Annotated in this window: 25 protein-coding genes; 10 read left to right on the top strand and 15 right to left on the bottom strand. The window is 72.2% G+C overall.

Features of this window, described 5'->3' with window-relative positions; genetic code table 11:
• The first annotated feature begins 24 nt into the window (after positions 1-24).
• Together QHG49_RS13785 and QHG49_RS13780 are read left to right on the top strand one after the other, a co-directional pair.
• Positions 25-609, top strand: a complete 585-nt coding sequence (locus QHG49_RS13785; RefSeq protein WP_301489916.1) for a Uma2 family endonuclease — start codon at positions 25-27, stop codon at positions 607-609.
• 132 nt (positions 610-741) lie between these two features.
• A complete protein-coding gene (locus QHG49_RS13780) occupies positions 742-1,095 on the top strand; it encodes an STAS domain-containing protein (RefSeq protein WP_301489914.1) in 354 nt (117 codons plus the stop codon).
• Here QHG49_RS13780 and QHG49_RS13775 read toward each other — a convergent pair.
• Both QHG49_RS13775 and QHG49_RS13770 read right to left on the bottom strand, forming a co-directional pair.
• On the bottom strand, positions 979-1,992 hold the full coding sequence (locus QHG49_RS13775; protein WP_301489912.1) for a sigma-70 family RNA polymerase sigma factor: 1,014 nt from the start codon (positions 1,990-1,992) through the stop codon (positions 979-981). The genes QHG49_RS13780 and QHG49_RS13775 overlap by 117 nt on opposite strands.
• Positions 1,993-2,189: 197 nt before the next feature.
• On the bottom strand, positions 2,190-3,473 hold the full coding sequence (locus tag QHG49_RS13770; protein ID WP_159704398.1) for an MFS transporter: 1,284 nt from the start codon (positions 3,471-3,473) through the stop codon (positions 2,190-2,192).
• A 62-nt stretch (positions 3,474-3,535) separates the two neighbouring features.
• On the opposite strand from QHG49_RS13770, the gene QHG49_RS13765 reads away from it, so the two are divergent.
• On the top strand, positions 3,536-4,489 hold the full coding sequence (locus QHG49_RS13765; RefSeq protein WP_159704401.1) for a LysR family transcriptional regulator: 954 nt from the start codon (positions 3,536-3,538) through the stop codon (positions 4,487-4,489).
• A gap of 80 nt (positions 4,490-4,569) precedes the next feature.
• On the opposite strand, the gene QHG49_RS13760 is transcribed toward QHG49_RS13765, so the two are convergent.
• On the bottom strand, positions 4,570-5,334 hold the full coding sequence (locus QHG49_RS13760) for an alpha/beta hydrolase (RefSeq protein WP_159704404.1): 765 nt from the start codon (positions 5,332-5,334) through the stop codon (positions 4,570-4,572).
• Between the two features lie 156 nt (positions 5,335-5,490).
• Between QHG49_RS13760 and QHG49_RS13755 the strand changes: the two genes are divergently transcribed.
• Positions 5,491-6,678, top strand: coding sequence for an adenosine deaminase (locus tag QHG49_RS13755; RefSeq protein ID WP_301489909.1), 1,188 nt, complete (start codon positions 5,491-5,493; stop codon positions 6,676-6,678).
• Between the two features lie 143 nt (positions 6,679-6,821).
• Entirely contained in the window at positions 6,822-7,130 is a 309-nt protein-coding gene (locus tag QHG49_RS13750) for a hypothetical protein (RefSeq protein ID WP_037656097.1), read from the top strand.
• Positions 7,131-7,196: 66 nt separating this feature from the next.
• Here QHG49_RS13750 and QHG49_RS13745 read toward each other — a convergent pair whose 3' ends face one another.
• Both QHG49_RS13745 and QHG49_RS13740 read right to left on the bottom strand, forming a co-directional pair.
• Positions 7,197-7,400, bottom strand: coding sequence for a PspC domain-containing protein (locus QHG49_RS13745; protein WP_145483173.1), 204 nt, complete (start codon positions 7,398-7,400; stop codon positions 7,197-7,199).
• A 76-nt stretch (positions 7,401-7,476) separates the two neighbouring features.
• A complete protein-coding gene (locus QHG49_RS13740) occupies positions 7,477-8,040 on the bottom strand; it encodes a VanZ family protein (protein WP_159704410.1) in 564 nt (187 codons plus the stop codon).
• A 146-nt stretch (positions 8,041-8,186) separates the two neighbouring features.
• Here QHG49_RS13740 and QHG49_RS13735 point away from each other — a divergent pair, with 146 nt between their 5' ends.
• Entirely contained in the window at positions 8,187-8,450 is a 264-nt protein-coding gene (locus tag QHG49_RS13735; protein ID WP_301489903.1) for a GNAT family N-acetyltransferase, read from the top strand.
• Positions 8,451-8,583: 133 nt separating this feature from the next.
• Here QHG49_RS13735 and QHG49_RS13730 read toward each other — a convergent pair whose 3' ends face one another.
• The 3 genes from QHG49_RS13730 to afsQ1 are packed head-to-tail and all read right to left on the bottom strand — an operon-like array spanning position 8,584 to position 11,473.
• Positions 8,584-9,210 carry a hypothetical protein gene (locus tag QHG49_RS13730; RefSeq protein ID WP_159704413.1) on the bottom strand — a complete coding sequence of 209 codons (627 nt, stop codon included), beginning with the start codon at positions 9,208-9,210 and terminating at the stop codon, positions 8,584-8,586.
• Positions 9,207-10,799 carry a HAMP domain-containing sensor histidine kinase gene (locus QHG49_RS13725; protein ID WP_301489900.1) on the bottom strand — a complete coding sequence of 531 codons (1,593 nt, stop codon included), beginning with the start codon at positions 10,797-10,799 and terminating at the stop codon, positions 9,207-9,209. The genes QHG49_RS13730 and QHG49_RS13725 overlap by 4 nt, the downstream gene beginning before the upstream one ends.
• The gene (afsQ1, locus tag QHG49_RS13720; RefSeq protein WP_145483186.1) at positions 10,796-11,473 is read right to left on the bottom strand and encodes a two-component system response regulator AfsQ1; all 678 of its coding nucleotides are present in this window, start codon (positions 11,471-11,473) and stop codon (positions 10,796-10,798) included. Before afsQ1 ends, QHG49_RS13725 begins: the two co-directional genes overlap by 4 nt.
• A gap of 308 nt (positions 11,474-11,781) precedes the next feature.
• On the opposite strand from afsQ1, the gene QHG49_RS13715 reads away from it, so the two are divergent.
• The gene (locus tag QHG49_RS13715; protein ID WP_145483189.1) at positions 11,782-12,570 is read left to right on the top strand and encodes a SigE family RNA polymerase sigma factor; all 789 of its coding nucleotides are present in this window, start codon (positions 11,782-11,784) and stop codon (positions 12,568-12,570) included.
• A 263-nt stretch (positions 12,571-12,833) separates the two neighbouring features.
• Here the strand turns inward: QHG49_RS13715 and QHG49_RS13710 are convergent, their stop codons facing one another.
• Positions 12,834-13,487: a uridine kinase gene (locus tag QHG49_RS13710; RefSeq protein ID WP_301489896.1), complete on the bottom strand. Its 654-nt coding sequence runs from the start codon at positions 13,485-13,487 to the stop codon at positions 12,834-12,836.
• Between the two features lie 127 nt (positions 13,488-13,614).
• Between QHG49_RS13710 and QHG49_RS13705 the strand changes: the two genes are divergently transcribed.
• Positions 13,615-14,019 carry a hypothetical protein gene (locus QHG49_RS13705; RefSeq protein ID WP_145483192.1) on the top strand — a complete coding sequence of 135 codons (405 nt, stop codon included), beginning with the start codon at positions 13,615-13,617 and terminating at the stop codon, positions 14,017-14,019.
• A 106-nt stretch (positions 14,020-14,125) separates the two neighbouring features.
• Here the strand turns inward: QHG49_RS13705 and QHG49_RS13700 are convergent, their stop codons facing one another.
• The 3 genes from QHG49_RS13700 to deoC are packed head-to-tail and all read right to left on the bottom strand — an operon-like array spanning position 14,126 to position 17,413.
• Positions 14,126-15,013: an aldehyde dehydrogenase family protein gene (locus QHG49_RS13700; RefSeq protein WP_301489893.1), complete on the bottom strand. Its 888-nt coding sequence runs from the start codon at positions 15,011-15,013 to the stop codon at positions 14,126-14,128.
• Positions 15,006-16,448, bottom strand: coding sequence for an aldehyde dehydrogenase family protein (locus QHG49_RS13695; RefSeq protein WP_301489892.1), 1,443 nt, complete (start codon positions 16,446-16,448; stop codon positions 15,006-15,008). Before QHG49_RS13695 ends, QHG49_RS13700 begins: the two co-directional genes overlap by 8 nt.
• Before the next feature lie 5 nt (positions 16,449-16,453).
• Positions 16,454-17,413, bottom strand: a complete 960-nt coding sequence (deoC, locus tag QHG49_RS13690) for a deoxyribose-phosphate aldolase (RefSeq protein ID WP_037656117.1) — start codon at positions 17,411-17,413, stop codon at positions 16,454-16,456.
• A gap of 251 nt (positions 17,414-17,664) precedes the next feature.
• Between deoC and QHG49_RS13685 the strand changes: the two genes are divergently transcribed.
• On the top strand, positions 17,665-18,363 hold the full coding sequence (locus QHG49_RS13685) for a PH domain-containing protein (protein WP_159704425.1): 699 nt from the start codon (positions 17,665-17,667) through the stop codon (positions 18,361-18,363).
• Positions 18,364-18,495: 132 nt separating this feature from the next.
• Here the strand turns inward: QHG49_RS13685 and QHG49_RS13680 are convergent, their stop codons facing one another.
• The 3 genes from QHG49_RS13680 to QHG49_RS13670 form a co-directional block, all read right to left on the bottom strand.
• On the bottom strand, positions 18,496-20,139 hold the full coding sequence (locus QHG49_RS13680) for a phospho-sugar mutase (RefSeq protein ID WP_301489890.1): 1,644 nt from the start codon (positions 20,137-20,139) through the stop codon (positions 18,496-18,498).
• A 707-nt stretch (positions 20,140-20,846) separates the two neighbouring features.
• On the bottom strand, positions 20,847-21,671 hold the full coding sequence (locus QHG49_RS13675; RefSeq protein ID WP_145483206.1) for a purine-nucleoside phosphorylase: 825 nt from the start codon (positions 21,669-21,671) through the stop codon (positions 20,847-20,849).
• A gap of 151 nt (positions 21,672-21,822) precedes the next feature.
• On the bottom strand, positions 21,823-22,260 hold the full coding sequence (locus QHG49_RS13670; protein ID WP_145483208.1) for a gamma-glutamylcyclotransferase: 438 nt from the start codon (positions 22,258-22,260) through the stop codon (positions 21,823-21,825).
• Positions 22,261-22,539: 279 nt separating this feature from the next.
• Here QHG49_RS13670 and QHG49_RS13665 point away from each other — a divergent pair, with 279 nt between their 5' ends.
• Positions 22,540-23,988: an NAD(P)H-quinone dehydrogenase gene (locus QHG49_RS13665; RefSeq protein ID WP_159704434.1), complete on the top strand. Its 1,449-nt coding sequence runs from the start codon at positions 22,540-22,542 to the stop codon at positions 23,986-23,988.
• Positions 23,989-24,157: the final 169 nt, after the last annotated feature.

Here is a 24,157-nt window from a genome sequence, read left to right as displayed (position 1 = left end):
GACGCACCGATAAGGAGACCCGCCATGAGCGCACTCACCGTGAGCCAGGACCCCGACCAGTACTGGGACGACCTCGTCCGGTACTGGGAGGAGATGGAATGGCCCGAGGGCAGCAAGGTGGAGATCATCGAGGGGATCATCACCGTGTCACCTTCTCCCACGTTCCGCCACAATGTGATTGCCGAACGTATCCAGCGTCGCCTCTACTCCGCCATCCCTGAGGACTGGGCCATCTTCCAGACCCAGTCGATCTCCGTACCGGCACGGCTGGGCATGCTCATCCCGGACCTGCTGGTGATGCCGGTGCAGGAGCACCTGGAGGAGGACTCCCACGTCCCCGCCGCCCTCGCCGAACTCGTCGTCGAGGTGACCTCCAAGTCCAACGCCCGCCACGACCGGGTCAGCAAGGCCGCGGCCTACGCCACCGCGAAGATCCCGCTCTACCTCCTCATCGACCGCTGGGCGCCCGGCGGCCCCACCGTCACCCTTTACGGGGAGCCGAAGGACGATGTCTATCGGGTCCTCAGCGCGGTGAAGTTCGGCGATCCCCTCAAGCTCCCGGCGCCGTTCGACGTCGTGATCGACACCGGCGAGTTCCCCGTCGACTGACCTTCCCCCAGCACCGCCGCCACCCCCACCAGTGCCCCCGTCACGCCCCAACCCTCCAGCTTGGGGGAGGAGTTGGTCAATGTGATGCGGGTGCGGCGATGAGTCGAGGCCGCGGCGGCCGTCTATCCCCGCGTGGACACCGAGGACCCCCCCGCACTGGTGCTGCCCGCAGCCGTCGGCCGTGACGGGGCACCGGCGCTCTGCGACGCCGTACGGTCCGCGCTGGAGGGCGGGGGCGCCCGGGTCGTCGTCTGCGACACGGGCGCGTTCGGGCCGCCGGACCTCGCCCACGTGGAGCTGCTGGCCCGGCTCGAACTCGCCGCCCGCCGCTCGGGCGGGCGGATCCGGCTGCGCGCCCCCGCCCCCGCGCTACTCGCGCTCCTGGCCGGCGTCGGACTCCGCTTCCAGATGGAGGGGCAGCCCGAAGAGGGGGAACCAGCGCCGGGTGTCGAGGAAGCAGTGGAAACCGGTGATCCGCCCCGCTGACAGCTCCAGCACCTGCACCGCCCAGGGGCTGAACCCGCCGTGCTCCGGGTCCGGCTTGTAGTGCGCGAAGGCGGGCAGTCCGTTCGCCCGCACCGGCACCAGCCGGGAGTCGGCGCAGGACGCCCCGATCGTGCTCATGAAACCGGTGATGTCGGCCGGGCCGCGCAGCCACAGGTCGAACGGCGGCATCGTCATCACCGCGTCCTCGTGCAGCAGCGCCGTCAGCGCCGCCATGTCGTACCCCTCGAACGCCCTCACATAGCGCTCCAGCAGCTTGCGCTGCTCCTCGTCCAGCGGATCGGACACCTCGCCCTCGAAGCCCGCGGCCGCCCGCTCGGCGAGGGTGGCCCGCGCCCGCTGCAACGCGCTGTTGACCGAGGCCACCGAGGTGTCCAGCAGCTCGGCGACCTCGCTCGCCTTCCACGCCAGCACCTCGCGCAGGATCAGCACCGCCCGCTGCTTGGGCGGCAGCCGCTGGAGCGCCGCCATGAACGCCAGCCGGACCGACTCCTTGGCGACGGCCGCCTCCGCCGGGTCCTCCACCGCGGGCAGCACCCGCGCGTCCGGCACCGGCTCCAGCCAGGTGTGGTCCGGCCGCGGGGACAGCGCCGCCCGCGCCAGCGGGGTCGCGTCGGTCAGATCCATCGGCCGGGCCCGCTTGCCGCCCGCCGCCAGCATGTCCAGGCACACGTTCGTCGCGATCCGGTACAGCCACGAGCGCAGCGAGGACCGCCCCTCGAACCTCTCGTGCCCCCGCCAGGCCCGCACCAGGGTGTCCTGCACCGCGTCCTCCGCCTCGAAGGAGGAGCCGAGCATCCGGTAGCAGTACCCGGTCAGCTCGGTCCGGTGCTTCTCCAGCGCGACGTCGATCCCCGCCGTCGCCGTGTCCTCACCCATCGCCCACCCACCCCTGTGGCCGTCCCCTGCACACCTTCACGCCCAGCACTTCGCAAGCTACCGCAGCCCACTGACAACGACCGCCGGAGCGAGAAGAAGCAAGAAAGCGACCAGACAGGACCGGTTGCGACTGGTTCCGGACGCGCGCGAGGGGCACGGGGCCGTACGGCCCGTACCCCTCACGTGATCGGGAAGTCTCAGTGCGCCGCGACCGGCTCCCGCCGTGCCGACACCCGCGCCGCCCGGGACCCCAGCACCGTGATGGTGACGACGCCGAGGATCGCGAGGAGGCCGACGCTCACCGTGCCGGGCCAGCCGTCGGCGTGGAAGGCCAGGGCGCCGACCGTGCTGCCGACGCTGGAGCCGATGTAGTAGGCGGACTGGTAGAGCGCGGAGGCCTGGGCGCGGCCGTGGGTGGCGGTCTTGCTGACGGCCGAGGAGGCGACCGCGTGGCCCGCGAAGAAGCCCGCGGTGATCAGCACCAGGCCGAGCAGGACGAGGGGGAGGGACGCGGCGAGGGAGAGCAGCAGGCCCGCCGCCGTCGTACCGCCCGCCAGATACAGCGCGCCCCGGCGGCCGAGCCGGCCCACCAGGCGGCCCGCCGTGGACGCCGAGACCGTGCCCACCAGGTAGACCAGGAAGATCGAGCCCACGATGCCCTGCGGCAGCCCGAACGGCGCGCCCGTCAGCCGGTAGCCGATCACCGTGTACACCCCGCCGAACACCGTCATGAACAGCGCGCCGATCGCGTACAGACGGCGCAGCAGCGGGTCGGAGAGGTGCGCGCGGACCGTGCCGAGCAGCACGCGCGGGCGCAGCGAGCCCGCCTTGAAATGCCGGGGCGCGGGCAGCAGCAGCCGGAACGCCACCGCGCACCCGACCGCGATCACGCCGATCACAGCGACCGACACCCGCCAGCCCCACATCTGCGCCACCCAGCCGGTGATCACCCGGCCGCTCATGCCGCCGACGCTGTTGCCCGCCACGAACAGGCCGATCGCCGTGACCAGTGCGCGCGGGCGCACCTCCTCGGCCAGATACGCCTGCGCCGAGGCGGGCAGTCCGGCGAGGGCCGCGCCCTGCACCGCGCGCAGCGCGACCAGCGCGCCGATCGACGGCGCGAAGGGCACCACCAGGCCGACGGCCACCGCGACCGCGAGCGAAGCCGTCATCACCGCACGCCGCCCGAAGCGCTCCGACAGGGCGCTCATCGGCAGCACGAACAGCGCGAGCCCGCCGGTCGCGGCCGCCACCGTCCAGCTCGCCTCGCTCGCCGCGACCCCGAAGTCGTCGGAGATCAGCGGCAGCAGGGCCTGGGTGGAGTAGAGGAGGGCGAAGGTCGCGACCCCGGCGAGGAAGAGGGCGAAGCTCATCCGGCGGTAGCCGGGGCCGCCCGGGGTCAGCCGGGTGTCGGAGGAGGGGGTGCTGACAGGGGACGCGGCGTCCAGGGTGGCGGACGCCCCGGTACTGGCGGGAGACATGCTTCGACCGTAAGGACACGCCTCTCATCCGTCCAATGCATGGAATCGTCATAATCGTTCCCATGGAGCATCAACAGAGGTCAGGGGCCCGCCTGTCACCATCCGGTGACACAGAAGACATGGCGCTGTTGCTGGCGCCCCGCCTCGCCTACTTCGCCGGCGTGGCCCGCAACGAGCACGTCACCCGCGCCGCCCAGGAACTGAACGTCCCCCAGTCGACCCTCTCCCGCGCGATGGCCCGCCTGGAGCAGGACCTGGGGGTGGAGCTGTTCGCCCGGCGCGGTCGCACCCTCGTCCTCACCACCGCGGGCCGCACCTTCCTCGCCTCCGTCGAACGAGCCCTCGGCGAGGTGGAACGCGCCGCCGAGGAGGTCCGCGCCGACGCCGACCCCGCCACCGGCAAGGTCGCCTTCGGGTTCCTGCACACCATGGGCGCCGAGACCGTACCGGGCCTGCTGGGCGCCTTCCGTGCCGAGCACCCGCGCATCCGCTTCAGCCTCGTCCAGAACTACGGCGAGGCCATGCTGGAGGGCATGCGCGCGGGCCGCCTCGACCTCTGCCTGACCTCGCCCGTCCCGGACGCCCCCGACCTCGTCGTGCGCCGCCTGGACGAACAGAAACTCCGCCTCGTCGTCCCCGCCGAACACCGGCTCGCGGGCCGCCGCCGGATCCGGCTGGCCGAGGCGGCCGAGGAGAACTTCGTGACCCTGGAGCCCGGCTACGGCCTGCGGCGCATCACCGACGCCCTGTGCCGGGAGGCCGGGTTCGCGCCCCGGATCGCCTTCGAGGGGGAGGAGGCCGAGACGCTGCGGGGCCTGGTCGCGGCCGGGCTCGGGGTCGCGCTGCTGCCGCCGCCGACGGTGCCGAGACCGGGCGTGGTGGAACTGACCGTCACCGCGCCCCGCGCCGTCCGCGAGATCGGCGTCGCCTGGCCGGCCGGCCGCCCGGACACCCCGCCGGTCGCCGCCTTCAAGAAGTTCCTGCTGTCGAGAAGGGGAAACCTGCTTCCTTCCTGAACGGGGGGGAAGGGAGCTTGCTGCCTTCCTTAACGGGGGAACCTGCTCCCTTCCTGAACCCCCTCATGGAGTGCGGTGGTTCACCGCCGCCGCAGCGACTTGCCGAACCCCGCCGCCAGCGGCATCCGCAGCCCGATCGGCGGCGGCGCCGCCAGCGCGTCCTCGACCGGCCGGGACACCGGATGCCCGAACAGCGCGCCCCGCATGAAGTCGGCGGCCAGGCACTCCACTTCGTCCCGGTGCCCGTGCAGCCGGTGCCCGTCGGAGTGCACCTCGAACCGGCACACCTCCCGGTTCACCTTCTTCGCCCGCGCCGCGAACCGGAACGACAGCTCCGGGTCGCTGCGCTCGTCGTTCGTGCCGTGCACGATCAGCACCCGCCGCCCCACCAGCTGCTTCACCGGCTCGGCGGGCGCCGCCATGTCCTCCTCGGGCAGCCAAGGGGCGAGCGCCACCACCGAGTTGACGGCCTCGTGCCCGCCCGCCCGCAGCGCCGCCCGGCCGCCCATCCCGACGCCGACCAGGCACACCGGGACATCGCCGTACCGTCGTACGACCTCGTCCGCCGCCCATTCCGCGTCGGCGGCCAGATGCGCCTCGCCGCCGTTCCAACCCCGGTACCGGTAGCGGACGGTGTGCACGGCCAGGCCCTCGCCCTTTCCGGCACGGACGAACCGCCGGCCCAGCGAGCGCACGAACGCCGTCGCCCCCACCGGGGACGGCCTGCGCGCGGAGACCTCCGCCCCACCGGGCAGCAGCAGCACCGCCCCGCACACCGAGTCCGGTACCGCCCCGACCGCCCTGCCCAGCCCGGCCGTTCGGACCGGCGTCGCTTGCTGTCCCATGGCAGAACAGTGTCAGAAGCGACGGTGTACGAAACCCGTCCATGCGGTCACCGTTGGGTCTCGGCGTAAAGGAGGCGGAAAGCAGACGGAAAACGGGTGGCCGTGTCCGGATGCGCGGCCGGAGCTTTCTACGCGCGTAGGCAGTACAGTGCGGAAATGACGAGCCAGACTGCACCGAAGGGGACCGTTCCGGCGAATGTGCCGGGCCATGTACCGACGCGGGACCAGATCCGCCGGGCGCCCAAGGTTCTGCTGCACGATCATCTGGACGGCGGGCTGCGGCCCGGCACCGTCGTCGAACTCGCCCGGGACGGCAGGTACACGGAGCTTCCCGAGACCGATCCCGACAAGCTGGGGATCTGGTTCCACGAGGCCGCCGACTCCGGGTCGCTGGAACGCTATCTGGAGACCTTCCGGCACACCGTCGGCGTGATGCAGACCCGGGAGGCCCTCGTCCGGGTCGCCCGGGAGTGCGCCGAGGACCTCGCCGAGGACGGGGTGGTCTACGCCGAGGTGCGGTACGCGCCCGAGCAGCACCTGGAGCGGGGGCTGACCCTGGAGGAGGTCGTCGAGGCGGTCGACGAGGGGTTCCGGCAGGGCGAGCGGCTCGCCCGGGAGAGCGGGCACCGGATCCGGGTCGGCGCCCTGCTCACCGCGATGCGGCACGCGGCCCGCTCCCTGGAGATCGCCGAACTCGCCAACCGCTACGGGGACTCCGGCGTCGTCGGCTTCGACATCGCCGGCGCCGAGGCCGGGCACCCGCCCACCCGGCACCTGGACGCCTTCGAGTACCTCAAGCGCGAGAACAACCACTTCACCATCCACGCCGGAGAAGCCTTCGGGCTGCCCTCCATCTGGCAGGCGTTGCAGTGGTGCGGTGCCGACCGGCTCGGGCACGGGGTGCGGATCATCGACGACATCGAGGTCCGGCCGGACGGGTCGGTACGGCTCGGGCGGCTCGCGTCGTACGTCCGGGACAAGCGGATCCCGCTGGAGCTGTGCCCCAGTTCCAATCTCCAGACGGGCGCCGCGACCTCCTACGCCGAGCATCCGATCGGGCTGCTGCGCAAGCTTCTGTTCCGGGCCACGGTTAACACCGACAATCGTCTTATGTCGCACACCAGCATGAGCCAGGAGTTCGAGCGCCTTGTCGACGCGTTCGGTTATACGCTCGACGACCTCCAGTGGTTCTCCGTCAATGGGATGAAATCAGCGTTCATTCCTTTCGATGAACGCCTTGCGATGATCAATGACGTCATCAAGCCCGGATATGCCGAACTGAAATCCGAATGGCTGTTTCAGCGGACGCCTCCCACCAGCGGTTCTGTGGAATCCGAGGGGTAAGTGGCCGCCTCTCGCGGCGCGGAATGCGGACACGCTTTCACCAGGTGTCCGCATTTTGGTGTTTGCGGGTCCGGGTGCGGCGCGTTTACGGTCATGGACCGCTCCTGAAGTTTTCCGTCTCCGCATTCAAGGACGCACTCACCATGAAGCAGTCTGCCGTCAAGACCCTCGGTGTCGCCGCCCTCGGTGCCGCCTTCGCCGCCGTCGGCGCGGGCGCCGCCAACGCGGCCCCCGCCGCCCCCGACGCCACCCAGGTCGCCAAGGCGCTGCCGGGGACCGTCGAGGCGCTCACCCAGGGGCAGGGCGCCGTGGCCTCCGGTGTGGCCGCCGCGAAGCCGGCCGTGCAGCGGGTGCTCGCGCAGGGGCCGACCGGGCTGCTCGGCGGACTGCCGCTCGGCAGCACGGGCCTGCCCACCCACGGCATGGGTGTCAACGGCATCCCGCTCGGCTGACACCGCCGCCACCCCGACGCCGCCGGGGCGTTCCGGATCCGACCGGAGCGCTCCGGCGGCGCGGTGTCACCAGCTGGAGGCGCGGGCCTTGTCCTCGGACGGCAGCAGGATCCACAGGGCTATGTAGAGCAGGAACTGAGGACCCGGCAGCAGACAGGACAGCACGAAGATCACGCGCATCGTGGCGGCGGAGGTGCCGAAGCGGCGGGCCAGGCCCGCGCACACTCCGCCGATCATGCGGCCGTGGGTGGGTCGGGCAAGGGCGGTCATGACATCCTCCGTGGTCGTCGGTCGACTCGATCAGCTGTCTACGACGATACGGACACGAAGGGGACGAAGCGTCACCCTAAGGAGCGATTCCGACCCTGGGAATCGTCGGGGTCCGCCCCTGAGAAAGCCCCTCCTGAAGGGTGGCCGGCTCCGCCGCCGGGCGCTCGTGCAGCCGCTCCCACCTGCGCAGACGCGCACGGCCGACCGGGACGACGAGCAGGTGGGCCGCTATCGCCCCGGCCGTGTTCAGCAGCAGCGAGTCGACGTCCACCACCCGGCCCGGCACCCCGGTCTGCAGCAGGGCGATGCCGAGCGAGATCAGGCAGGCCGCGGCGGCGGTACGCAGCAGCGAGGCGAGCGGGGAGACGGTGAGCCGGCCGTGTGCCATCGGCAGCAGCACCCCGAGCGGCGCGAGCAGCCCGAGCCCCTCGCCGAGCGGCTTCACCGCGGCCGGCCAGCCGAGCGCCAGGTCGGCGCGGATACCGGCCAGCGGGCGCAGGTTGGGCGGCGTCACCCAGGGCACGTCCAGTGGCCGCAGCATCAGCCAGGCGACGAAGGCGATGTGGGCGAGGAGGAGGATGCCCCCTGCCGTCCGGACGCGGATGGCGGCGATGCCGCCGAAGTCCCCTTGACCCTGCACGTCCCCCAAGACGCGTGTGTTCGTACGATCGGTTCCGCATCGGGATGTGAGCTGGCCGTCGAACGTCTGGTCGATCAGCTTGAGGCGGGAGGCATGTCCTGAGCCGGGAGGCGTGTCCTGAAGGGGCCGGTGGGGACCGCGCGGCCGTGGACCGAAGGACTGCCCGTGTCCCGGCGGCTGCCCCGACCGACACCGCCTGCGTCTTCGACCGGACCGTCACCGCACCGGCGCACCGGCGCCGCGGCCTCGGAACGGTGATGATGGGCACGCTCACCGGCGCGGCCGTCGGGAGCGGGGTGCCCACAGGCGTTCTGGGTGCGACCGTTCAGGGTCGGACGCTGTACGAAGCGCTCGGCTGGGAGGTCCTCTCGGCGCTGAGCGGGTTCGTCTGCAAGCCCGTCGCCGCGTGAGCGATGAACGCACCCACACCGACGCCCCGACCACCGGCACGGGGCCGTCGCCCACCTTGCTGTCGTCGACGGGCACGACACAGGGGACGCCGTCTGGCGACCGACGCCGCCCCCGCCCGCCGCCGGAAGCCCGCTAGCCCATCCCCTCCGGCACGTCGCTCGTCGGTGGTGCCGTCGTGCTCGGGTGGTTGCGGACGTCGTCCGTGCAGGCGTAGCGGCGCAGGGGGGCGGGGGCGGGGCCGCCCAGGATGACGGAGCCGTCGCCCTCCGTCGCGGCGGAGTCCGAGAGGGTGCAGACCAGTTGGGCCAGGGCGGCGGAGGGGAGGTGGGCGGGGGTGGCGCTCAGGCGGAGGGTGTCCTCGGGGTCGTGCGGGGCGGGTCCGGAGACGGTCAGGCCGCCCGGCACGTACGTGGTGTAGCCCGCGGAGCGCTCCGCCGACGAGGGGGCCGTGGCCAGCTGGTCCAGGAGGCCCTGGGCCACCATCACGCGGCGGCGGGCGTCGGGGGTGCCCTCCGGGACTCGTACCGTACGGTCCACCGTCACCAGGGACGCCCCGCACAGCAGGAAGACCTGGACGGGGACGCCCTGCTGCGCCGCCTGGCCCGAGCCCGTCAGGGAGCACGGGACCCGGGAGGGCGCGGGGCCGAAGTCGGTCGGTACCTGGGTGGCGCGGATGCCGCAGCCGGTGAGCAGGGCGCCCAGGAGGGGCAGGGCGAGCCAGCGGCGCCCGTGCCGTGGTCGGTGTCGTACCGTCGTCATCGCCCCTCCTTCCCCTGCGTCGTGTCGGCGTCGCCGTCCTTCTTCTCGGTGCTCCCGTCCGGTTCCTCGGTCAGTTCCGAGGCGTCCCGGGGCAATCGGAGCGTGAACACCGCGCCGCCCTCAAGGGAGTTGGCCGCGGTGATCTCGCCGCCGTGGATGTGCGCGTTCTCCATCGCGATGGACAGGCCGAGGCCGCTGCCCTCCGAACGGGGGCGGGAGGCGCTGGCCTTGTAGAAGCGGTCGAAGACGTGCGGGAGGACGTCCTCGGGGATGCCGGGGCCGTGGTCGCGGACCTGGATGACCACCGAGTCGGACTCCTCGCGCACCGCGACCCGGACCGGCGAGCCGCCGTGCTTGAGGGCGTTGCCGATCAGGTTGGCGAGGATCACGTCGAGGCGGCGCGGGTCGAGGCGGGCGTGGATGCCGCGCTCGGCGTCCAGCTCCACCGCGTCCAGCCAGGCGCGGGCGTCGATGCACGCGGTGATCTGGTCGGCGACGTCCACGTCGTCCAGGACCAGCCGGGCGGTGCCCGCGTCGAAGCGGGTGACCTCCATGAGGTTCTCGACCAGGGTGTTCAGGCGGCGGGTCTCGCTGACGACCAGGCGGACGGCCGGCTCGATCATCGGGTCCATGCTGCCCGCGTCCGCGTCCAGCTCCTCCTCCAGCACCTCCGTGACGGCGGTGATGGCGGTCAGCGGCGTACGCAGCTCATGGCTCATGTCGGCGACGAAGCGCCGGGAGGCGTCGTCCCGCGCCGCCATGTCCGCGACCCGCTTCTCCAGCGCCTCCGCCGCGTTGTTGAACGTCCGGGAGAGATCAGCGAGTTCGTCCGTCCCGGACACGCGCAGCCGGGTGTCCAGCTTGCCCTCGCCGAGGCGCCGGGCGGCGACGCCGAGGCGGTGCACCGGCTTCAGTACGGTCGTGGCGGCGGCCTGCGCGAGCAGCGCGGCGCCGATCAGCGCGAGACCGGTGGCGATCCCCAACGACCAGGCCAGCGAGTCGAGATCCTTCGCCTCCGGCTCCAGGGACTTCGCCATGTAGCCGGTCGGACCGCCGCCGATCACCCGCGTACCGGCGACCAGATACGGCGTGCCGTGGTCCACGACACGCTGCCAGTACAGGTGGTACGGCTGCTTGTTGGCGTCGCTGATCTCCTGCTGCCGGCCCACCGCCTCACGCAGCGACTTGGGCACGTCCTCCAGGGAGAACCCGTTGATGCCACCGGAGTTGCCGTACACCGTCTTGCCCTGTGTGTCCTGGCCGACCAGGAGCACGCTGAAGCTCTGGCTGCTGGACGCCATCTGCCCCGCGGTGCGCTGGAGTTCGTCCTGGGTCGGGTGGGCGGGCAGCGCGCCCGCGCGGTTCTGCATCTCCTGGCGGAAGTCGCGCAGCACCGCGTCCTGGGCGCGGGTGAGCACCGCCTCACGGTTCAGCCAGTAGGCGATGCCCGACGCCGACACCGCGGCGGTGAGCGCGACCAGGCCGAAGACGACGACGAGCCGCAGCCGCAGACTGGTGAACCTGAGCCGGGACAGACCCCCCTTGCGCCCCGCGGACCAGCCGCGCAGCCCCCCTCGCGTATCGCTCACTGAGGACTGTCCAGGCGGTAGCCGACACCACGGACCGTGCGGATCAGGGTCGGGGACGAGGGCACGTCCTCCACCTTGGCGCGCAGCCGCTGCACACACGCGTCCACCAGGCGGGAGTCGCCCAGGTAGTCGTGCTCCCACACCAGCCGCAGCAGTTGCTGGCGGGACAGCGCCTGGCCGGGCCGCCGGCTCAGCTCCAGGAGCAGCCGCAGCTCGGTCGGGGTGAGCTGGAGGTCCTCGCCGTTCTTCGTCACGGTCATCGCCGAGCGGTCGATGACCAGGCTGCCGAAGCTCGCCGAGTCGCTGGACTCGCGCTCGCCGCGCCGCAGCACGGCGCGGATCCGGGCGTCCAGCACCCGGCCCTGGACCGGTTTGACCACATAGTCGTCGGCACCGGACTCCAGTCCGACGACCACGTCGATGTCGTCGCTGCGCGCGGTCAGCAGGATGATCGGCAACTGGTCCGTGCGCCGGATGCGCCGGCACACCTCGAACCCGTCGATGCCGGGCAGCATCACATCCAGCACGATCAGGTCCGGCCGCTGTTCGCGCAGCAGCTTCAGACCGTCCTCGCCGCTGGCAGCGGTGGCCACACGGTGTCCCTGGCGCGTCAGTGAGAGCTCCAGGGCCGTACGGATGGCGTCGTCGTCCTCGATCAGCAACAGGGAAGGCACCCGTTCATTCTGGCCCATGGACGGGGTGTCGTACGACCTGTCGGCCACAGCCCCGCAGTATCCCCACGAGCCGCTCCGCGCTAGCGCCACCTGCTGTGCACTTCCTGTGACGGCGCCGACGGCCGAGGGCCCTGTGACAGGTCTGTGACAGTCGGGGGACACACCGATGAAGTCACCCCGGCAGGCTTTTCGTCACGGGCACGGCGAGCAGCCGGATCCGGCCGAACTGGCCGGAACAGCCCGGAGTACGACCGGGCGAGGCCCGGAGCAGGACAGAAGCACCGGAAGTCCACGACGGGGAGCGCGAGATGAACACGCTGCACAGCATCAGCACCAGCGCAGTGGTCACGCGTCTGCACGACGTGCACCGGGGTTCGGAGAAGTCCGGTGCTGATGGGGGTACCTCCCGCGCGAGTGTGTTCGAGCGTGGGGGAGGGCGGGGGTGCGCGCGCGGCACCGGGCGTCAGCACGGCGGGTACGGGCAGCAGCCCTACATGTCCGTGATCGACGCGCGTACGGGGGACACGCAGGGGGGAAGCGCGTACAAGGAGGGCACGGGGGAGCGCCGCTCGCTGACGGAGGCGGAGTTCACCGCCTACGTCCAGGAGCGCCGCGCCTCCCTGTACGCCACCGCCTACCACCTGACCGGCGACCGTTTCGAGGCCGAGGACCTGCTCCAGAGCGCGCTGTTCTCGACCTACCGGGCGTGGGAGCGGATCAGCGACAAGGCGGCCGTCGGCGGCTACCTGCGGCGCACGATGACGAACCTGCACATCAGCGCCTGGCGGCGCCGCAAGCTCAACGAGTACCCGACCGAGGAACTGCCCGAGACGCCCGGCGAGACGGACGCGATGCGCGGCACCGAGCTGCGCGCGGTCCTGTGGCAGGCGCTGGCCCGGCTGCCCGAGCTGCAGCGCACCATGCTGGTCCTGCGCTACTACGAGGGCCGTACGGACCCGGAGATCGCGGACATACTCAACATCAGTGTCGGCACGGTGAAGTCCAGCATCTGGCGCTCGCTGCGCCGGCTGCGCGAGGACGAGGTCCTCAGCTTCGGCCGTGACGAGGAGAACGCCTTCGGCGAGCTGGTCGCCTGAGGTACGGGGGAGACACGGGGGAACCTCGGGGGAACGGGGGCCGGGCCGCTGGGGGGCGGTCCGGAAAGCACGGGGGAGTGACGGGGGCGACGGGGAACACGGGACAGCCGCTGTGGGGGTGGTGGCCCGTGGGCCCGTCGGCCGTCGGCTCATGGGGGAGGGGCAACGGGGGAGCGGGGGACACGGGGTACGGGGGAGGAATCGGAGAGGGGCCGGCCGGACCATCAGGTCCGGCTCGGCCCCTCTCCGTCGTTCCGCCCGTCCTACCGCTCCGCCTCCCGGTGCCGCCGTCCGGCGGTGGTGTACTTGCCGGCCCACTCGGCGATCGTGAGCCGGCGCAGGGCCTCGTCCCGGTCGCACGGGTACGCGCCCAGCGCGACCTGGCGGGCGACGATCGTGCGCTCCGCGCGCATCAGCCGCCAGCCGCGGCGCAGCAGGAACGGCACCGACTTGCGGCCCTCCTTCAGATCGCGCACGAAGCGCCGCCGGAAGGTGGTGACCGCGCCCCGGTTCAGGCAGAGCGCGTCGGCGAGGACGCCGAGGTCCCGGCAGCGTCCGACGATCTCCGCGGCGAAGATGCCCTCCGCGATGAACAGGGGCGTACGGTCCAGCCGCAGCGTCTCCTCGCCGGTACGGGCGCTGAGCGAGATGTCGTACACCGGCACCGGCGTCGAACCCGTGGCGCACAGGCGGCTGATGGCGTCGAGGGCGACCTGCGCGTCCCATGAGTCCGGGTGGTCCCAGTCGATGTCCGAACTCCCCTCCACCAGGGGCAGAGTCGGGTCGTCGGCCTCTTTGTAGAAGTCGTCCAGGCGCAGGACGGGCAGCCCGGAACGGGCGGCGACCAGGGACTTGCCCGAACCCGAGGGGCCGCACAGCAGCACGACACGGGCGGGGGACGGGGGATGAATGCTCACGGAACACCAGTTTGACGCATGGCGTGGCGCCTGCCGACCCCGCGGTTCGCTTTTGAAGCGCGGGCCATCTCTCAACTACCCTGTGTCGCGACATCATTACCCTGCGCACCAGAAGGTGGCACCAGCGATGGCCCGACACAGCAAGCCCCAGCACCCCACCGCGCGCCGTGCCCTGTTCGCCCTCGTGACCGCCGGTGCGGCGCTGGGCGCGGGCGCGGCGACGGCCCACGCGGACACGGACGCGCCCCTGGTGCACGTGCCGTGGCGGCCGACCTCCCTGGGCAACATCGACCCCCAGGCCGGCCTCACGGTCCTCACCGGCACGGTCGGCTACGTCACCGGCCCGGTCGCCGGCCTCAAGCCCAACCCCCTCGCGGGCACCGGCGTCGACCCCCTCGACAACGGAGTGGGCACCCAGGTCGCCGACTTCAAGCCGGTGGGCTCCCAGATGCTGACCGCCCCGATCGCCGAGGCCCAGTCCCTGGGGAGCCTGCCGGTGGTGGGGCAGGTGCTGGCGGGGCTGAGCCACTAGGAGCGCCCCGAAAGGGCGCGCGCGAGGAGCCGCGCGGTCAACCGGGTACGACCCGCGGGTACGGGCCGCACCCGGCCGACGGCAGTGGTTCCCCGCCCGAGCCCCGTCAGTAGGACGAACCCGCCGCGCCCAGTGCCCCCGTCGTGTGCCACACGGTCTTCGTCTCCAGGAAGGCCGTCAGGCGCTCGGTGCCGGGGGCCTGGGTGAAGTCGACGTCCTGGGGGCGCAGGACGCGCTTCAGGTTGTCGGCGGCGGCGATCTCCAGCTCCTTGGCCAACTCCTCGTCCGCGCCCGCGAGATCGATCGCGTTCACGTCCTGGTGCGCGGCCAGCGAGGGCGCGATCTCGCAGGGGCGGCCGGAGAGGATGTTCACCACGCCGCCCGGGACGTCGGACGTGGCCAGCACCTCGGCGAGGGAGAGGGCCGGGAGCGGGGCCTTCTCGGAGGCGATGACGACGGCCGTGTTGCCGGTGGCGATCACCGGGGCGAGGACCGAGACCAGGCCCAGGAAGGACGAGTCCTGGGGCGCGAGTACGGCGACCACGCCCGTCGGCTCCGGCGAGGAGAGGTTGAAGAACGGGCCCGCGACCGGGTTCGCGCCGCCGACCACCTGGGCGATCTTGTCGGTCCAGCCGGCGTACCAGACCCAGCGGTCGATCGCGGCGTCCACGACGGCCGCGGCCTTGGACTTCGACAGGCCCTCCGCCTCGGTCACCTCGCGCACGAACTGCTCGCGGCGGCCCTCCAGCATCTCCGCGACCCGGTACAGGACCTGGCCGCGGTTGTAGGCGGTCGCGCCGGACCAGCCGCCGAACGCCTTGCGGGCCGCGACCACCGCGTCCCGGGCGTCCTTGCGGGAGGACAGCGGGGCGTTGGCCAGCCAGTTGTTCTTCGCGTCCGTCACCTCGTACACCCGGCCGCTCTCGGAACGCGGGAACTTGCCGCCCACGTACAGCTTGTAGGTCTTGAAGACGGAAAGTCGTGCGTCAGACATCGAGGTACGCCTCCAGGCCGTGGCGGCCGCCCTCGCGGCCGAAGCCCGACTCCTTGTAGCCGCCGAACGGCGAGGTGGGGTCGAACTTGTTGAACGTGTTGGACCAGACGACACCGGCGCGCAGCTTGCTCGCGACGGCCAGGATGCGGGAGCCCTTCTCGGACCAGATGCCCGCCGACAGGCCGTACTGCGTGTTGTTCGCCTTGGCGACCGCCTCGTCCGGGGTGCGGAAGGAGAGGACCGACAGCACCGGGCCGAAGATCTCCTCGCGGGCGATGGTGTGGGCCTGGGTGACGTTCGTGAAGAGCGTCGGCGCGAACCAGTAACCGGCGTCCGGCAGTTCGCAGGCGGGGGACCAGCGCTCGGCGCCCTCCGCCTCGCCCGCGTCGGCCAGCGCGGTGATCCGGGCCAGCTGCTCCGCGGAGTTGATCGCGCCGATGTCGGTGTTCTTGTCCAGGGGGTCGCCCAGGCGCAGTGTGGACAGGCGGCGCTTGAGCGCGTCCAGCAGCTCGTCCTGGATCGACTCCTGGACGATCAGCCGCGAGCCGGCGCAGCAGACCTGGCCCTGGTTGAAGAAGATGCCGTTCACGATGCCCTCGACGGCCTGGTCGATCGGGGCGTCGTCGAAGACGATGTTCGCGCCCTTGCCGCCGAGTTCGAGGGTGAGCTTCTTGCGCGTGCCGGCCACGGTCCGCGCGATCGCCTTGCCGACCGCCGTCGAACCCGTGAACGCGACCTTGTTCACGTCCGGGTGCGCGACCAGGGCGGCGCCGGCGCGCCCGTCACCGGTCACGATGTTGACGACACCCTTGGGCAGGCCCGCCTGGCGGCAGATGTCCGCGAAGAACAGGGCGGACAACGGGGTGGTCTCGGCGGGCTTCAGCACGACCGTGTTGCCGGTCGCGAGCGCCGGGGCGATCTTCCAGGCCAGCATCAGCAGCGGGAAGTTCCACGGGATGACCTGGCCGGCCACGCCCAGCGGCCGCGGCTCGGCGCCGAAGCCCGCGTGGTCGAGCTTGTCCGCCCAGCCCGCGTAGTAGAAGAAGTGGGCCGCGATCAGCGGGAGGTCCGCGTCGCGGGTCTCCTTGATCGGCTTGCCGTTGTCCAGCGTCTCCAGGACGGCCAGTTCGCGGCTGCGCTCCTGGATGATCCGGGCGATGCGGAACAGGTACTTGGCGCGCTCGGCGCCGGGCAGTGCGGACCACCTCTCGAAGGCCTTGCGGGCGGCCTTCACGGCGCGGTCGACGTCCTCCTCGGAGGCCTCGGCGACCTCCGACAGCACCTCCTCGGTGGACGGCGAGACGGTCTTGAAGACCTTGCCGCCGGTCGCGTCGGTGAACTCGCCGTCGATGAACAGGCCGTAGGAGGGCGCGATGTCGACGACGGAGCGGGACTCGGGCGCCGGTGCGTACTCGAATGCGGATGCGGATGCCATGGTGATCAGTCCACCGTCACGTAGTCGGGGCCGGAGTAACGGCCGGTGGCCAGCTTCTGACGCTGCATCAGCAGATCGTTGAGCAGCGAGGAGGCGCCGAAGCGGAACCAGTGGTTGTCCAGCCAGTCCTGGCCCGCCGTCTCGTTGACCAGGACGAGGAACTTGATGGCGTCCTTGCTGGTGCGGATGCCGCCGGCCGGCTTCACGCCGACCTGGATGCCGGTCTGGGCGCGGAAGTCGCGCACCGCCTCCAGCATCAGAAGGGTGTTGGCGGGCGTCGCGTTGACGGCGACCTTGCCCGTCGAGGTCTTGATGAAGTCGGCGCCGGCGATCATGCCGAGCCAGGAGGCGCGGCGGATGTTGTCGTACGTCGACAGCTCGCCGGTCTCGAAGATGACCTTCAGCCGGGCGCTCGTCCCGCAGGCTTCCTTGACGGCGACGATCTCGTCGTACACCTTCAGGTACTTGCCCGCGAGGAACGCGCCGCGGTCGATGACCATGTCGATCTCGTCGGCGCCCGCGGCGACGGCGTCCCGCACGTCGGCCAGCTTCACGTCGAGGGCGGCGCGGCCGGCCGGGAAGGCGGTGGCGACCGAGGCGACCTTGACGCCGGAACCGGCGACGGCCTCCTTGGCGACGGCCACCATGTCCGGGTAGACGCAGACCGCGGCCGTGGTCGGGGCGGTGCGGTCGGTCGGATCGGGGTGGACGGCCTTGGCGCCGAGCGCCCGGACCTTGCCCGGGGTGTCCGCGCCTTCCAGCGTCGTCAGGTCGACCATCGAGATGGCGAGGTCGATGGCGTACGCCTTCGCGGTGGTCTTGATGGAACGGGTGCCGAGCGACGTGGCGCGCGCCTCCAGGCCGACCGTGTCGACGCCGGGCAGCCCGTGCAGGAAGCGGCGCAGCGTGCTGTCGGACGCGGTGACGTCGGCGAGCGCATGTGCGGGGGGTGCAGTGGTGGGCATGGTCACCAGACGAGCATATCTACGCGCGTAGCGGCTGTACACCCCCGGACCGGTTTCCGGACCGGTTCCAGGGTTGATCCCGGGTCGGTTCCAGGGTTGGTCTCCGGGTCGGTTCCGGGGTTGGTCTCCGGGTCGGTTCCGGGGACGGTCTCCGGGTCCTCGCGGTGCGTGAGGACCGTGGGAGATCACGGATGGATACGGGTGCCGGGGCACATGGCGGCGCCCGCCGCGGCGTCATGCACAATCGGGCCATGACGACCCCGGACAACAAGCCACCCGCGTCGCAGCCTCCGGTGCCCGCCGTGAAGGACCGGATCTACCGCTCGCCGATGGGGCTCGCGGGCGGCCTGCTGCTGCTCGCGGTCGTCGCCTGGCTGGGCTGCGACGCGCTGTTCAACGGCCACGGCCGCACCCCGTGGCTCGCGCTGGCCACGATGATCCTGGTGCTGCCGCTGGTGATCGCCTTCACGCTGCGCCCGGCCGTGTTCGCCAACGAGGAACGGCTGCGGATCCGCAACCCGTACCGGGTGATCACCGTGCCGTGGACCGAGGTCGAGGCGCTGCGCTCCAGTTTCACCAACGAGGTGCGCACCAAGTCCGGCGCCAAGTACCAGCTGTGGGCCGTCCCCGTGTCGCTGCGCGGCCGCAAGAAGGCCGAGCGGCGGGCGGCGTCCGCGGCACGGCGGTCGGCGACGGGCAGCGCGGGGCTCGGCGGCGGGATCGGCGCCAGGGGCGTCGGCTTCGGCGGGCTCGCCGCCCGCGGCGCCGACGTCGGGCCGAGCCGCGCGGAGGGCGACAAGGTCATGGACGACCTGCGCGACCTCCTGGACCGGCGCGGGAACGAGGAGCCCGCCCAGGGCGGTACGACGATCCGCTGGGCCTACGAGGTGGCTGCGCCGACGCTGGCGGGCGCCGTGCTGCTGGTGATCCTGCTGGCGACCGGCGGCTGAGGAGAGGGCGAGCGAGCCGTACGCGGCCGGTGCGCGGCGCCGGTACGCACGAGGGGCACCCCTGGGATCGGGATCCGGGGGTGCCCCTTGCTTTTCCGGTGCCTCGCGTGTTTTCCGTCGGCTCCGGCGGTTTCAGATGCCGGCGGCCGCGGAGAGGTCGCGCTTGACGGCCTCCAGGAGTTCCTTCGCGCGGGCGTGCGCTGCCGGGAGGCCGGCCCGGTCCGGAACCGGTACGACGACCTCCAGATAGCACTTCAGCTTCGGCTCGGTGCCGCTGGGCCGGACGATGACACGGGCGCCGTCCAGGGTGTAGCGCAGGCCGTCCGTCGGCGGCAGCGTCTCCGTGCCCCGGGTCAGGTCCTCCGCCCGGGTGATGGCCAGGCCCGCCAGCCGCGTCGGGGGCTGCTCGCGCAGGCGGCGCATCGCGTCGGCGATCAGGGAGAGGTCCTGCACGCGCACGGACAGCTGGTCGGTGGCGTGCAGACCGTGCTCGACGGCGAGGTCGTCCAGAAGGTCGAGGAGGGTGCGGCCCTCCTCCTTCAGCCCGGACGCCAGTTCGGTGATCAGCAGGGCCGCGGTGATGCCGTCCTTGTCGCGCACACCCTCGGGGTCCACGCAGTAGCCGAGGGCCTCCTCGTAGCCGTAGCGCAGACCGTCGACGCGGGCGATCCACTTGAAGCCGGTGAGCGTCTCCTCGTACGGCAGCCCCGCCTTGCCGGCGATCCGGCCGAGCAGGGAGGAGGAGACGATCGACTCCGCGAAGGTGCCCTGGACGCCCCGGCGCACCAGGTGGGCGGCGAGCAGCGCGCCGACCTCGTCGCCGCGCAGCATCCGCCACTCGCCGCCGTCCTTGACGGCCACGGCGCAGCGGTCGGCGTCCGGGTCGTTGGCGATGACCAGGTCGGGGTCGGTCGCGCGGGCCCGGCCGAACGCCAGGCCCATCGCGCCCGGCTCCTCCGGGTTGGGGAAGGCGACCGTCGGGAAGTCCGGGTCGGGCTCGGCCTGTTCGGGGACCAGCACGGGCTCCGGGAAGCCGGCGCGGGCGAAGGCGGCGAGGAGGACGTCCTTGCCGACGCCGTGCATGGCGGTGTAGACGGTGCGGGCGGAACGGGGGGAGCCGGGGGCCAGTACGGCGTCGGTACGGGCGAGATAGGCGTCCAGGACCGCGTCGTCCAGGGTCTGCCAGCCGGACTCCGGGCGAGGTACGTCGTTCAGGGAGGCGATCGCGTCGATCTCGGCGGCGATGCCCGCGTCGGCCGGGGGCACGATCTGGGAGCCGTCGCCCAGGTACACCTTGTAGCCGTTGTCCCGGGGCGGGTTGTGGCTGGCGGTGACCTCCACGCCCGCGACCGCGCCCAGGTGCCGGATCGCGAAGGCGAGCACGGGGGTGGGCAGCGGGCGGGGGAGTACGGCGGCACGCAGACCGGCGCCGGTCATCACGGCGGCGGTGTCGCGGGCGAAGTCGGCGGACTTGTGACGGGCGTCGTAGCCGATGACGACCAGGCCGGCGTCGGGGCCCCCGTGGGGGGTGCCGTTCTTCTTCAGGTACGCGGCGAGGCCGGCGGCGGCGCGGATGACGACATTGCGGTTCATGCGCATCGGACCGGCACCGAGTTCACCGCGCAGGCCGGCGGTGCCGAACTGGAGGGTGCCGGCGAAACGTGCCGCCAGCTCCTTCTCGTCGCCGGCCTCGATCAGCTCGGCGAGTTCGGCGCGGGTGTCCGGGTCGGGGTCCTCGGCGAGCCATGCGCTGGCCCGCGCGATCAGATCGTGCACCTTGGGATCAACCTCTCCTGTATTTGCCGATGCCTCGCCCGTCCGCCCACCGACTCGTTCGGCCGGGAGGTGAACGGGTGAGGGCGGGGCGGCTTGGGTCTCAATTGTTCGGGGCCGCGCATGCTGTCCGCCGTCTGTCCGGGGGCCGCGCCCGCTGTCCGCCCGTCCGGGGACCGCGCCCGCTGTCCGCCCGTCCGGGGGCCGCGCCCGCTGTCCGCCGTCGGCGACCGGGACGCTCATGCCCCGGCGCCCGGCTATGCGGCTCGTGCCCCCCGGGTCCGGCTGGACGGTCCCGAGCCACCGGGCATCCGGCCGGATGGTCCGTGCCACCCGAGGCCCGGCTGGACGGCCCGAGCCCCCCCGGCGCCCGGCCGGATGGTCCGTGCCACCCGGCGCCCGGCCGGACGGCCCGAGCCACCGGGCATCCGGCATCCGGCTGGACGGTCCGAGCCCCCCCGGCACCCGTCCGGATCGCGCGCACCCCCTGGGCCACCGGCCGGGACATGCGCGTCACCCGCCCCACGGCCCGGGACACCCGCGCCCCCGGCACCGGCCGGGCGCGTGCGGGACCCGGCACCGCCAGAGACGCGCACGCCCCGACCCTCACCTGAGTCCCCGGAAGCCCCCGTGCTCCCGGGGCGCGGCCAGGTCCCCCGGTGTCCAGGCCGCCCGATGCCCGGGCCCCGGTGTCCGGAGGGTCGCCCGGACTACAGCTTCTGCAGCACCTGGGCCAGCAGCGTCCCCATGCGGGCGGCCGAGTCGCGGCCGGCCTGGAGGACTTCCTCGTGGTTGAGGGGCTCGCCGGTCATGCCCGCGGCCAGGTTGGTGACCAGGGAGATGCCCAGGACCTCGGCGCCGGCCTCGCGCGCGGCGATGGCCTCCAGGACCGTGGACATGCCGACCAGGTCCGCGCCGATGACGCGGGCCATGCGGATCTCGGCCGGAGTCTCGTAGTGCGGGCCGGGGAACTGCGCGTAGACACCCTCCTCGAGGCTGGGGTCGACCTCCTTGCACAGGGCGCGCAGCCGCGGCGAGTACAGGTCGGTCAGGTCCACGAAGTTCGCGCCCACGATCGGCGAGGTCGCCGTGAGGTTGATGTGGTCGCTGATCAGCACCGGCTGGCCGGGGCGCATGCCCTCGCGCAGACCGCCGCAGCCGTTGGTGAGCACGATGGTCTTGCAGCCGGCGGCGACGGCCGTACGGACGCCGTGCGAGACGGCGGCGACGCCACGGCCCTCGTAGTAATGGGTACGGCCCAGGAAGACGAGGGCGCGCTTGTCGCCGAAGGTGTACGAGCGGATCTTGCCGCCGTGCCCCTCGACGGCCGGCGGCGGGAAGCCGGGCAGCTCGGTGACCTGGAACTCCGCGTCGGGAGCGCCGAGGGCGTCGACGGCTGGAGCCCAGCCGGAGCCCATCACGAGGGCGACGTCGTGGGTCTCGGCCCCGGTCAGTTCGCGCAGGCGCGCGGCGGCGGCGTCGGCGGCGGCGTACGGGTCGCCCTGGATGTCGTCCGGAAGAAGAGATGCGTTCACGTGGACGAGGGTAGCCGCTTCTCGCCTACGCGCGTAGATGACAGACCTCACGGGATTGGGATCGTTGTCTTGTCGTTTCCGACGATGGATTACCGCGGGTAAGTCATCGGGGTGCGGGACGGGCGCCGGACGGGTGCCGGGTGTGCGCCGGTCAGCAGGGGCGCTTGCGCAGTTCCATCACGTAGTCGTGGGGCGCCCCCGCGGACTCGACGGCGTCGGCGATCTCGCCCAGGTAGCGGGCCGAGGGGAGGCCGCCCTCGTAGTCGTTGAGGACGTAGGTCCAGGCCGGCTTCTCGCCGTCCAGGGTGTGCACGCGCACGCGCATGCGGCGGTACGTGCCGAGGTCCACGCCGTCCCAGCGGTCGAGGGACTCCTCGTCCATGGGCGCGATGTCGTACAGGCCGACGAACACCTGGGCCAGCGGCTCCTCGACGATCGTCGCCAGCGCGCCCTCCCAGCCGAACTGCTCCCCGCCGAAGGTCAGCCGCCAGTCGTTCAGCCAGCCCGTGGCGCGCAGCGGGGAGTGCGGGGCGCGGCGGGACATCAGCCGGGCGTCGAGGTTGCCGGCGTAGGCGGCATAGAGCGACATGGGGGAGAGGGTACGGCAGCGCCCTCATGCCGCTTACGCGCCCCGGGAGCGAGCCCCGGGGCGCCCCTGAGGCACCGGGCCTCCCGGTCACCGGGTCTTTCGCCGGCGCGGGCCCCTTCGCCGGGGATGTCCGGGTCCGCCCTCCGGGACGGGCCGCCGGCCGCTCCTCGGGCCGCCCGGCCGGATTCCGTACGGTTCGTCTCCCGGGGGACGCGCGTCGGCGCACGTCGGAAGGGGCCCGCCGCCCCCGGGCAGTGGCACCTTGAAGCGTGCGGGACAATGGGGTACGTGACTCGGATCGTGATCATCGGTGGCGGACCTGGCGGATATGAAGCGGCGCTGGTGGCCGCGCAGCTCGGCGCGGAGGTGACCGTCGTCGACTGCGACGGTCTGGGCGGCGCGTCGGTACTGACCGACTGCGTGCCGTCGAAGACCCTTATCGCGACGGCCGAGGTCATGACGACCTTCGACTCGTCGTACGAGGAACTCGGCATCATCGTCGCCGACGACACCCCGCCCCTGGAGCGGGCCGCCCGCGTGGTCGGGGTGGACCTGGGCAAGGTCAACCGACGGGTCAAGCGGCTCGCGCTGGCGCAGTCGCACGACATCACCGCCTCCGTGACGCGCGCCGGCGCGCGGGTCATGCGCGGGCGCGGACGCCTGGAGGGCATGCAGGCGCTCGACGGGTCGAGGAAGGTCGTCGTCACCGTCGCCGACGGCACCGAGGAGACCCTCACCGCCGACGCCGTGCTCATCGCGACCGGCGGTCACCCGCGCGAGCTGCCCGACGCCCAGCCCGACGGCGAGCGCATCCTCAACTGGACCCAGGTCTACGACCTCGACGAGCTGCCGGAAGAGCTGATCGTGGTCGGCTCCGGTGTGACCGGCGCCGAGTTCGCCGGCGCGTACCAGGCCCTCGGGTCCAAGGTCACCCTCGTGTCCTCCCGCGACCGGGTGCTGCCCGGCGAGGACCCGGACGCCGCCGCCGTCCTGGAGGACGTCTTCCGCCGCCGCGGCATGAACGTCATGGCCCGCTCCCGCGCGCAGTCCGCCAAGCGCGTCGGCGACCGGGTCGAGGTCACCCTCGCCGACGGCCGCGTCATCACCGGCACGCACTGCCTCATGGCCGTCGGCGCCATCCCGAACAGCGCGGGCCTCGGCCTGGAGGAGGCCGGCGTCAAGCTGCGCGACTCCGGGCACATCTGGACCGACAAGGTCTCCCGCACCACCGCGCCCGGTGTCTACGCCGCCGGTGACGTGACCGGCGTCTTCGCGCTCGCGTCCGTCGCCGCGATGCAGGGCCGGATCGCGATGTACCACTTCCTCGGCGACGCGGTGGCCCCGCTGAACCTGAAGACGGTCTCCTCCAACGTCTTCACCGACCCCGAGATCGCCACCGTCGGCTACTCGCAGGCGGACGTGGACGCGGGCAAGATCGACGCGAAGGTCGTCAAGCTGCCGCTGCTGCGCAACCCGCGCGCCAAGATGCAGGGCATCCGGGACGGCTTCGTCAAGATCTTCTGCCGGCCGGGCACGGGCATCGTCGTCGGCGGTGTGGTCGTGGCGCCGCGCGCCTCGGAACTCATCCACCCCATCTCGATCGCGGTCGACAACAACCTGACGGTCGAGCAGATCGCGAAAGCCTTCACGGTGTACCCCTCTCTCTCGGGATCGATCGCGGAGGTCGCGCGGCAGCTGCACACCCGCAAGGCGGGCGCCGAGGGCTGATGACCTGCGGCAACTTCCCGCTGGTCGCGGGGAGTTGCCGGACGTGCGGCTGGCATAGTCGGGCGGGATAGGTCGGAGGAAGGTCCTATACCACTTCGGGTTCGGCCATGCGAACAACTTCTGCTAATCGGCGCAAACTGCTGAAAGCAGACGGTCGCTGGGGTTACTG

Source organism: Streptomyces sp. WP-1 (genome assembly GCF_030450125.1).
Classification (GTDB): Bacteria; Actinomycetota; Actinomycetes; order Streptomycetales; family Streptomycetaceae; genus Streptomyces; species Streptomyces incarnatus.
Note: the sequence above shows the minus strand (reverse complement) of the source record. Positions and strands in the feature narration are given on the sequence as shown.

Excerpts from the sequence above, each read along its gene's own strand:
- QHG49_RS13785 (WP_301489916.1), top strand. The coding sequence starts at position 25 with ATGAGCGCACTCACCGTGAGCCAGGACCCCGACCAGTACTGGGACGAC.
- QHG49_RS13775 (WP_301489912.1), bottom strand. The coding sequence starts at position 1,992 with ATGGGTGAGGACACGGCGACGGCGGGGATCGACGTCGCGCTGGAGAAG.
- QHG49_RS13770 (WP_159704398.1), bottom strand. The coding sequence starts at position 3,473 with ATGTCTCCCGCCAGTACCGGGGCGTCCGCCACCCTGGACGCCGCGTCC.
- QHG49_RS13765 (WP_159704401.1), top strand. The coding sequence starts at position 3,536 with ATGGAGCATCAACAGAGGTCAGGGGCCCGCCTGTCACCATCCGGTGAC.
- QHG49_RS13760 (WP_159704404.1), bottom strand. The coding sequence starts at position 5,334 with ATGGGACAGCAAGCGACGCCGGTCCGAACGGCCGGGCTGGGCAGGGCG.
- QHG49_RS13755 (WP_301489909.1), top strand. The coding sequence starts at position 5,491 with ATGACGAGCCAGACTGCACCGAAGGGGACCGTTCCGGCGAATGTGCCG.
- QHG49_RS13750 (WP_037656097.1), top strand. The coding sequence starts at position 6,822 with ATGAAGCAGTCTGCCGTCAAGACCCTCGGTGTCGCCGCCCTCGGTGCC.
- QHG49_RS13745 (WP_145483173.1), bottom strand. The coding sequence starts at position 7,400 with ATGACCGCCCTTGCCCGACCCACCCACGGCCGCATGATCGGCGGAGTG.
- QHG49_RS13730 (WP_159704413.1), bottom strand. The coding sequence starts at position 9,210 with ATGACGACGGTACGACACCGACCACGGCACGGGCGCCGCTGGCTCGCC.
- QHG49_RS13715 (WP_145483189.1), top strand. The coding sequence starts at position 11,782 with ATGAACACGCTGCACAGCATCAGCACCAGCGCAGTGGTCACGCGTCTG.
- QHG49_RS13705 (WP_145483192.1), top strand. The coding sequence starts at position 13,615 with ATGGCCCGACACAGCAAGCCCCAGCACCCCACCGCGCGCCGTGCCCTG.
- QHG49_RS13700 (WP_301489893.1), bottom strand. The coding sequence starts at position 15,013 with ATGTCTGACGCACGACTTTCCGTCTTCAAGACCTACAAGCTGTACGTG.
- QHG49_RS13695 (WP_301489892.1), bottom strand. The coding sequence starts at position 16,448 with ATGGCATCCGCATCCGCATTCGAGTACGCACCGGCGCCCGAGTCCCGC.
- deoC (WP_037656117.1), bottom strand. The coding sequence starts at position 17,413 with ATGCCCACCACTGCACCCCCCGCACATGCGCTCGCCGACGTCACCGCG.
- QHG49_RS13685 (WP_159704425.1), top strand. The coding sequence starts at position 17,665 with ATGACGACCCCGGACAACAAGCCACCCGCGTCGCAGCCTCCGGTGCCC.
- QHG49_RS13670 (WP_145483208.1), bottom strand. The coding sequence starts at position 22,260 with ATGTCGCTCTATGCCGCCTACGCCGGCAACCTCGACGCCCGGCTGATG.
- QHG49_RS13665 (WP_159704434.1), top strand. The coding sequence starts at position 22,540 with ATGGGGTACGTGACTCGGATCGTGATCATCGGTGGCGGACCTGGCGGA.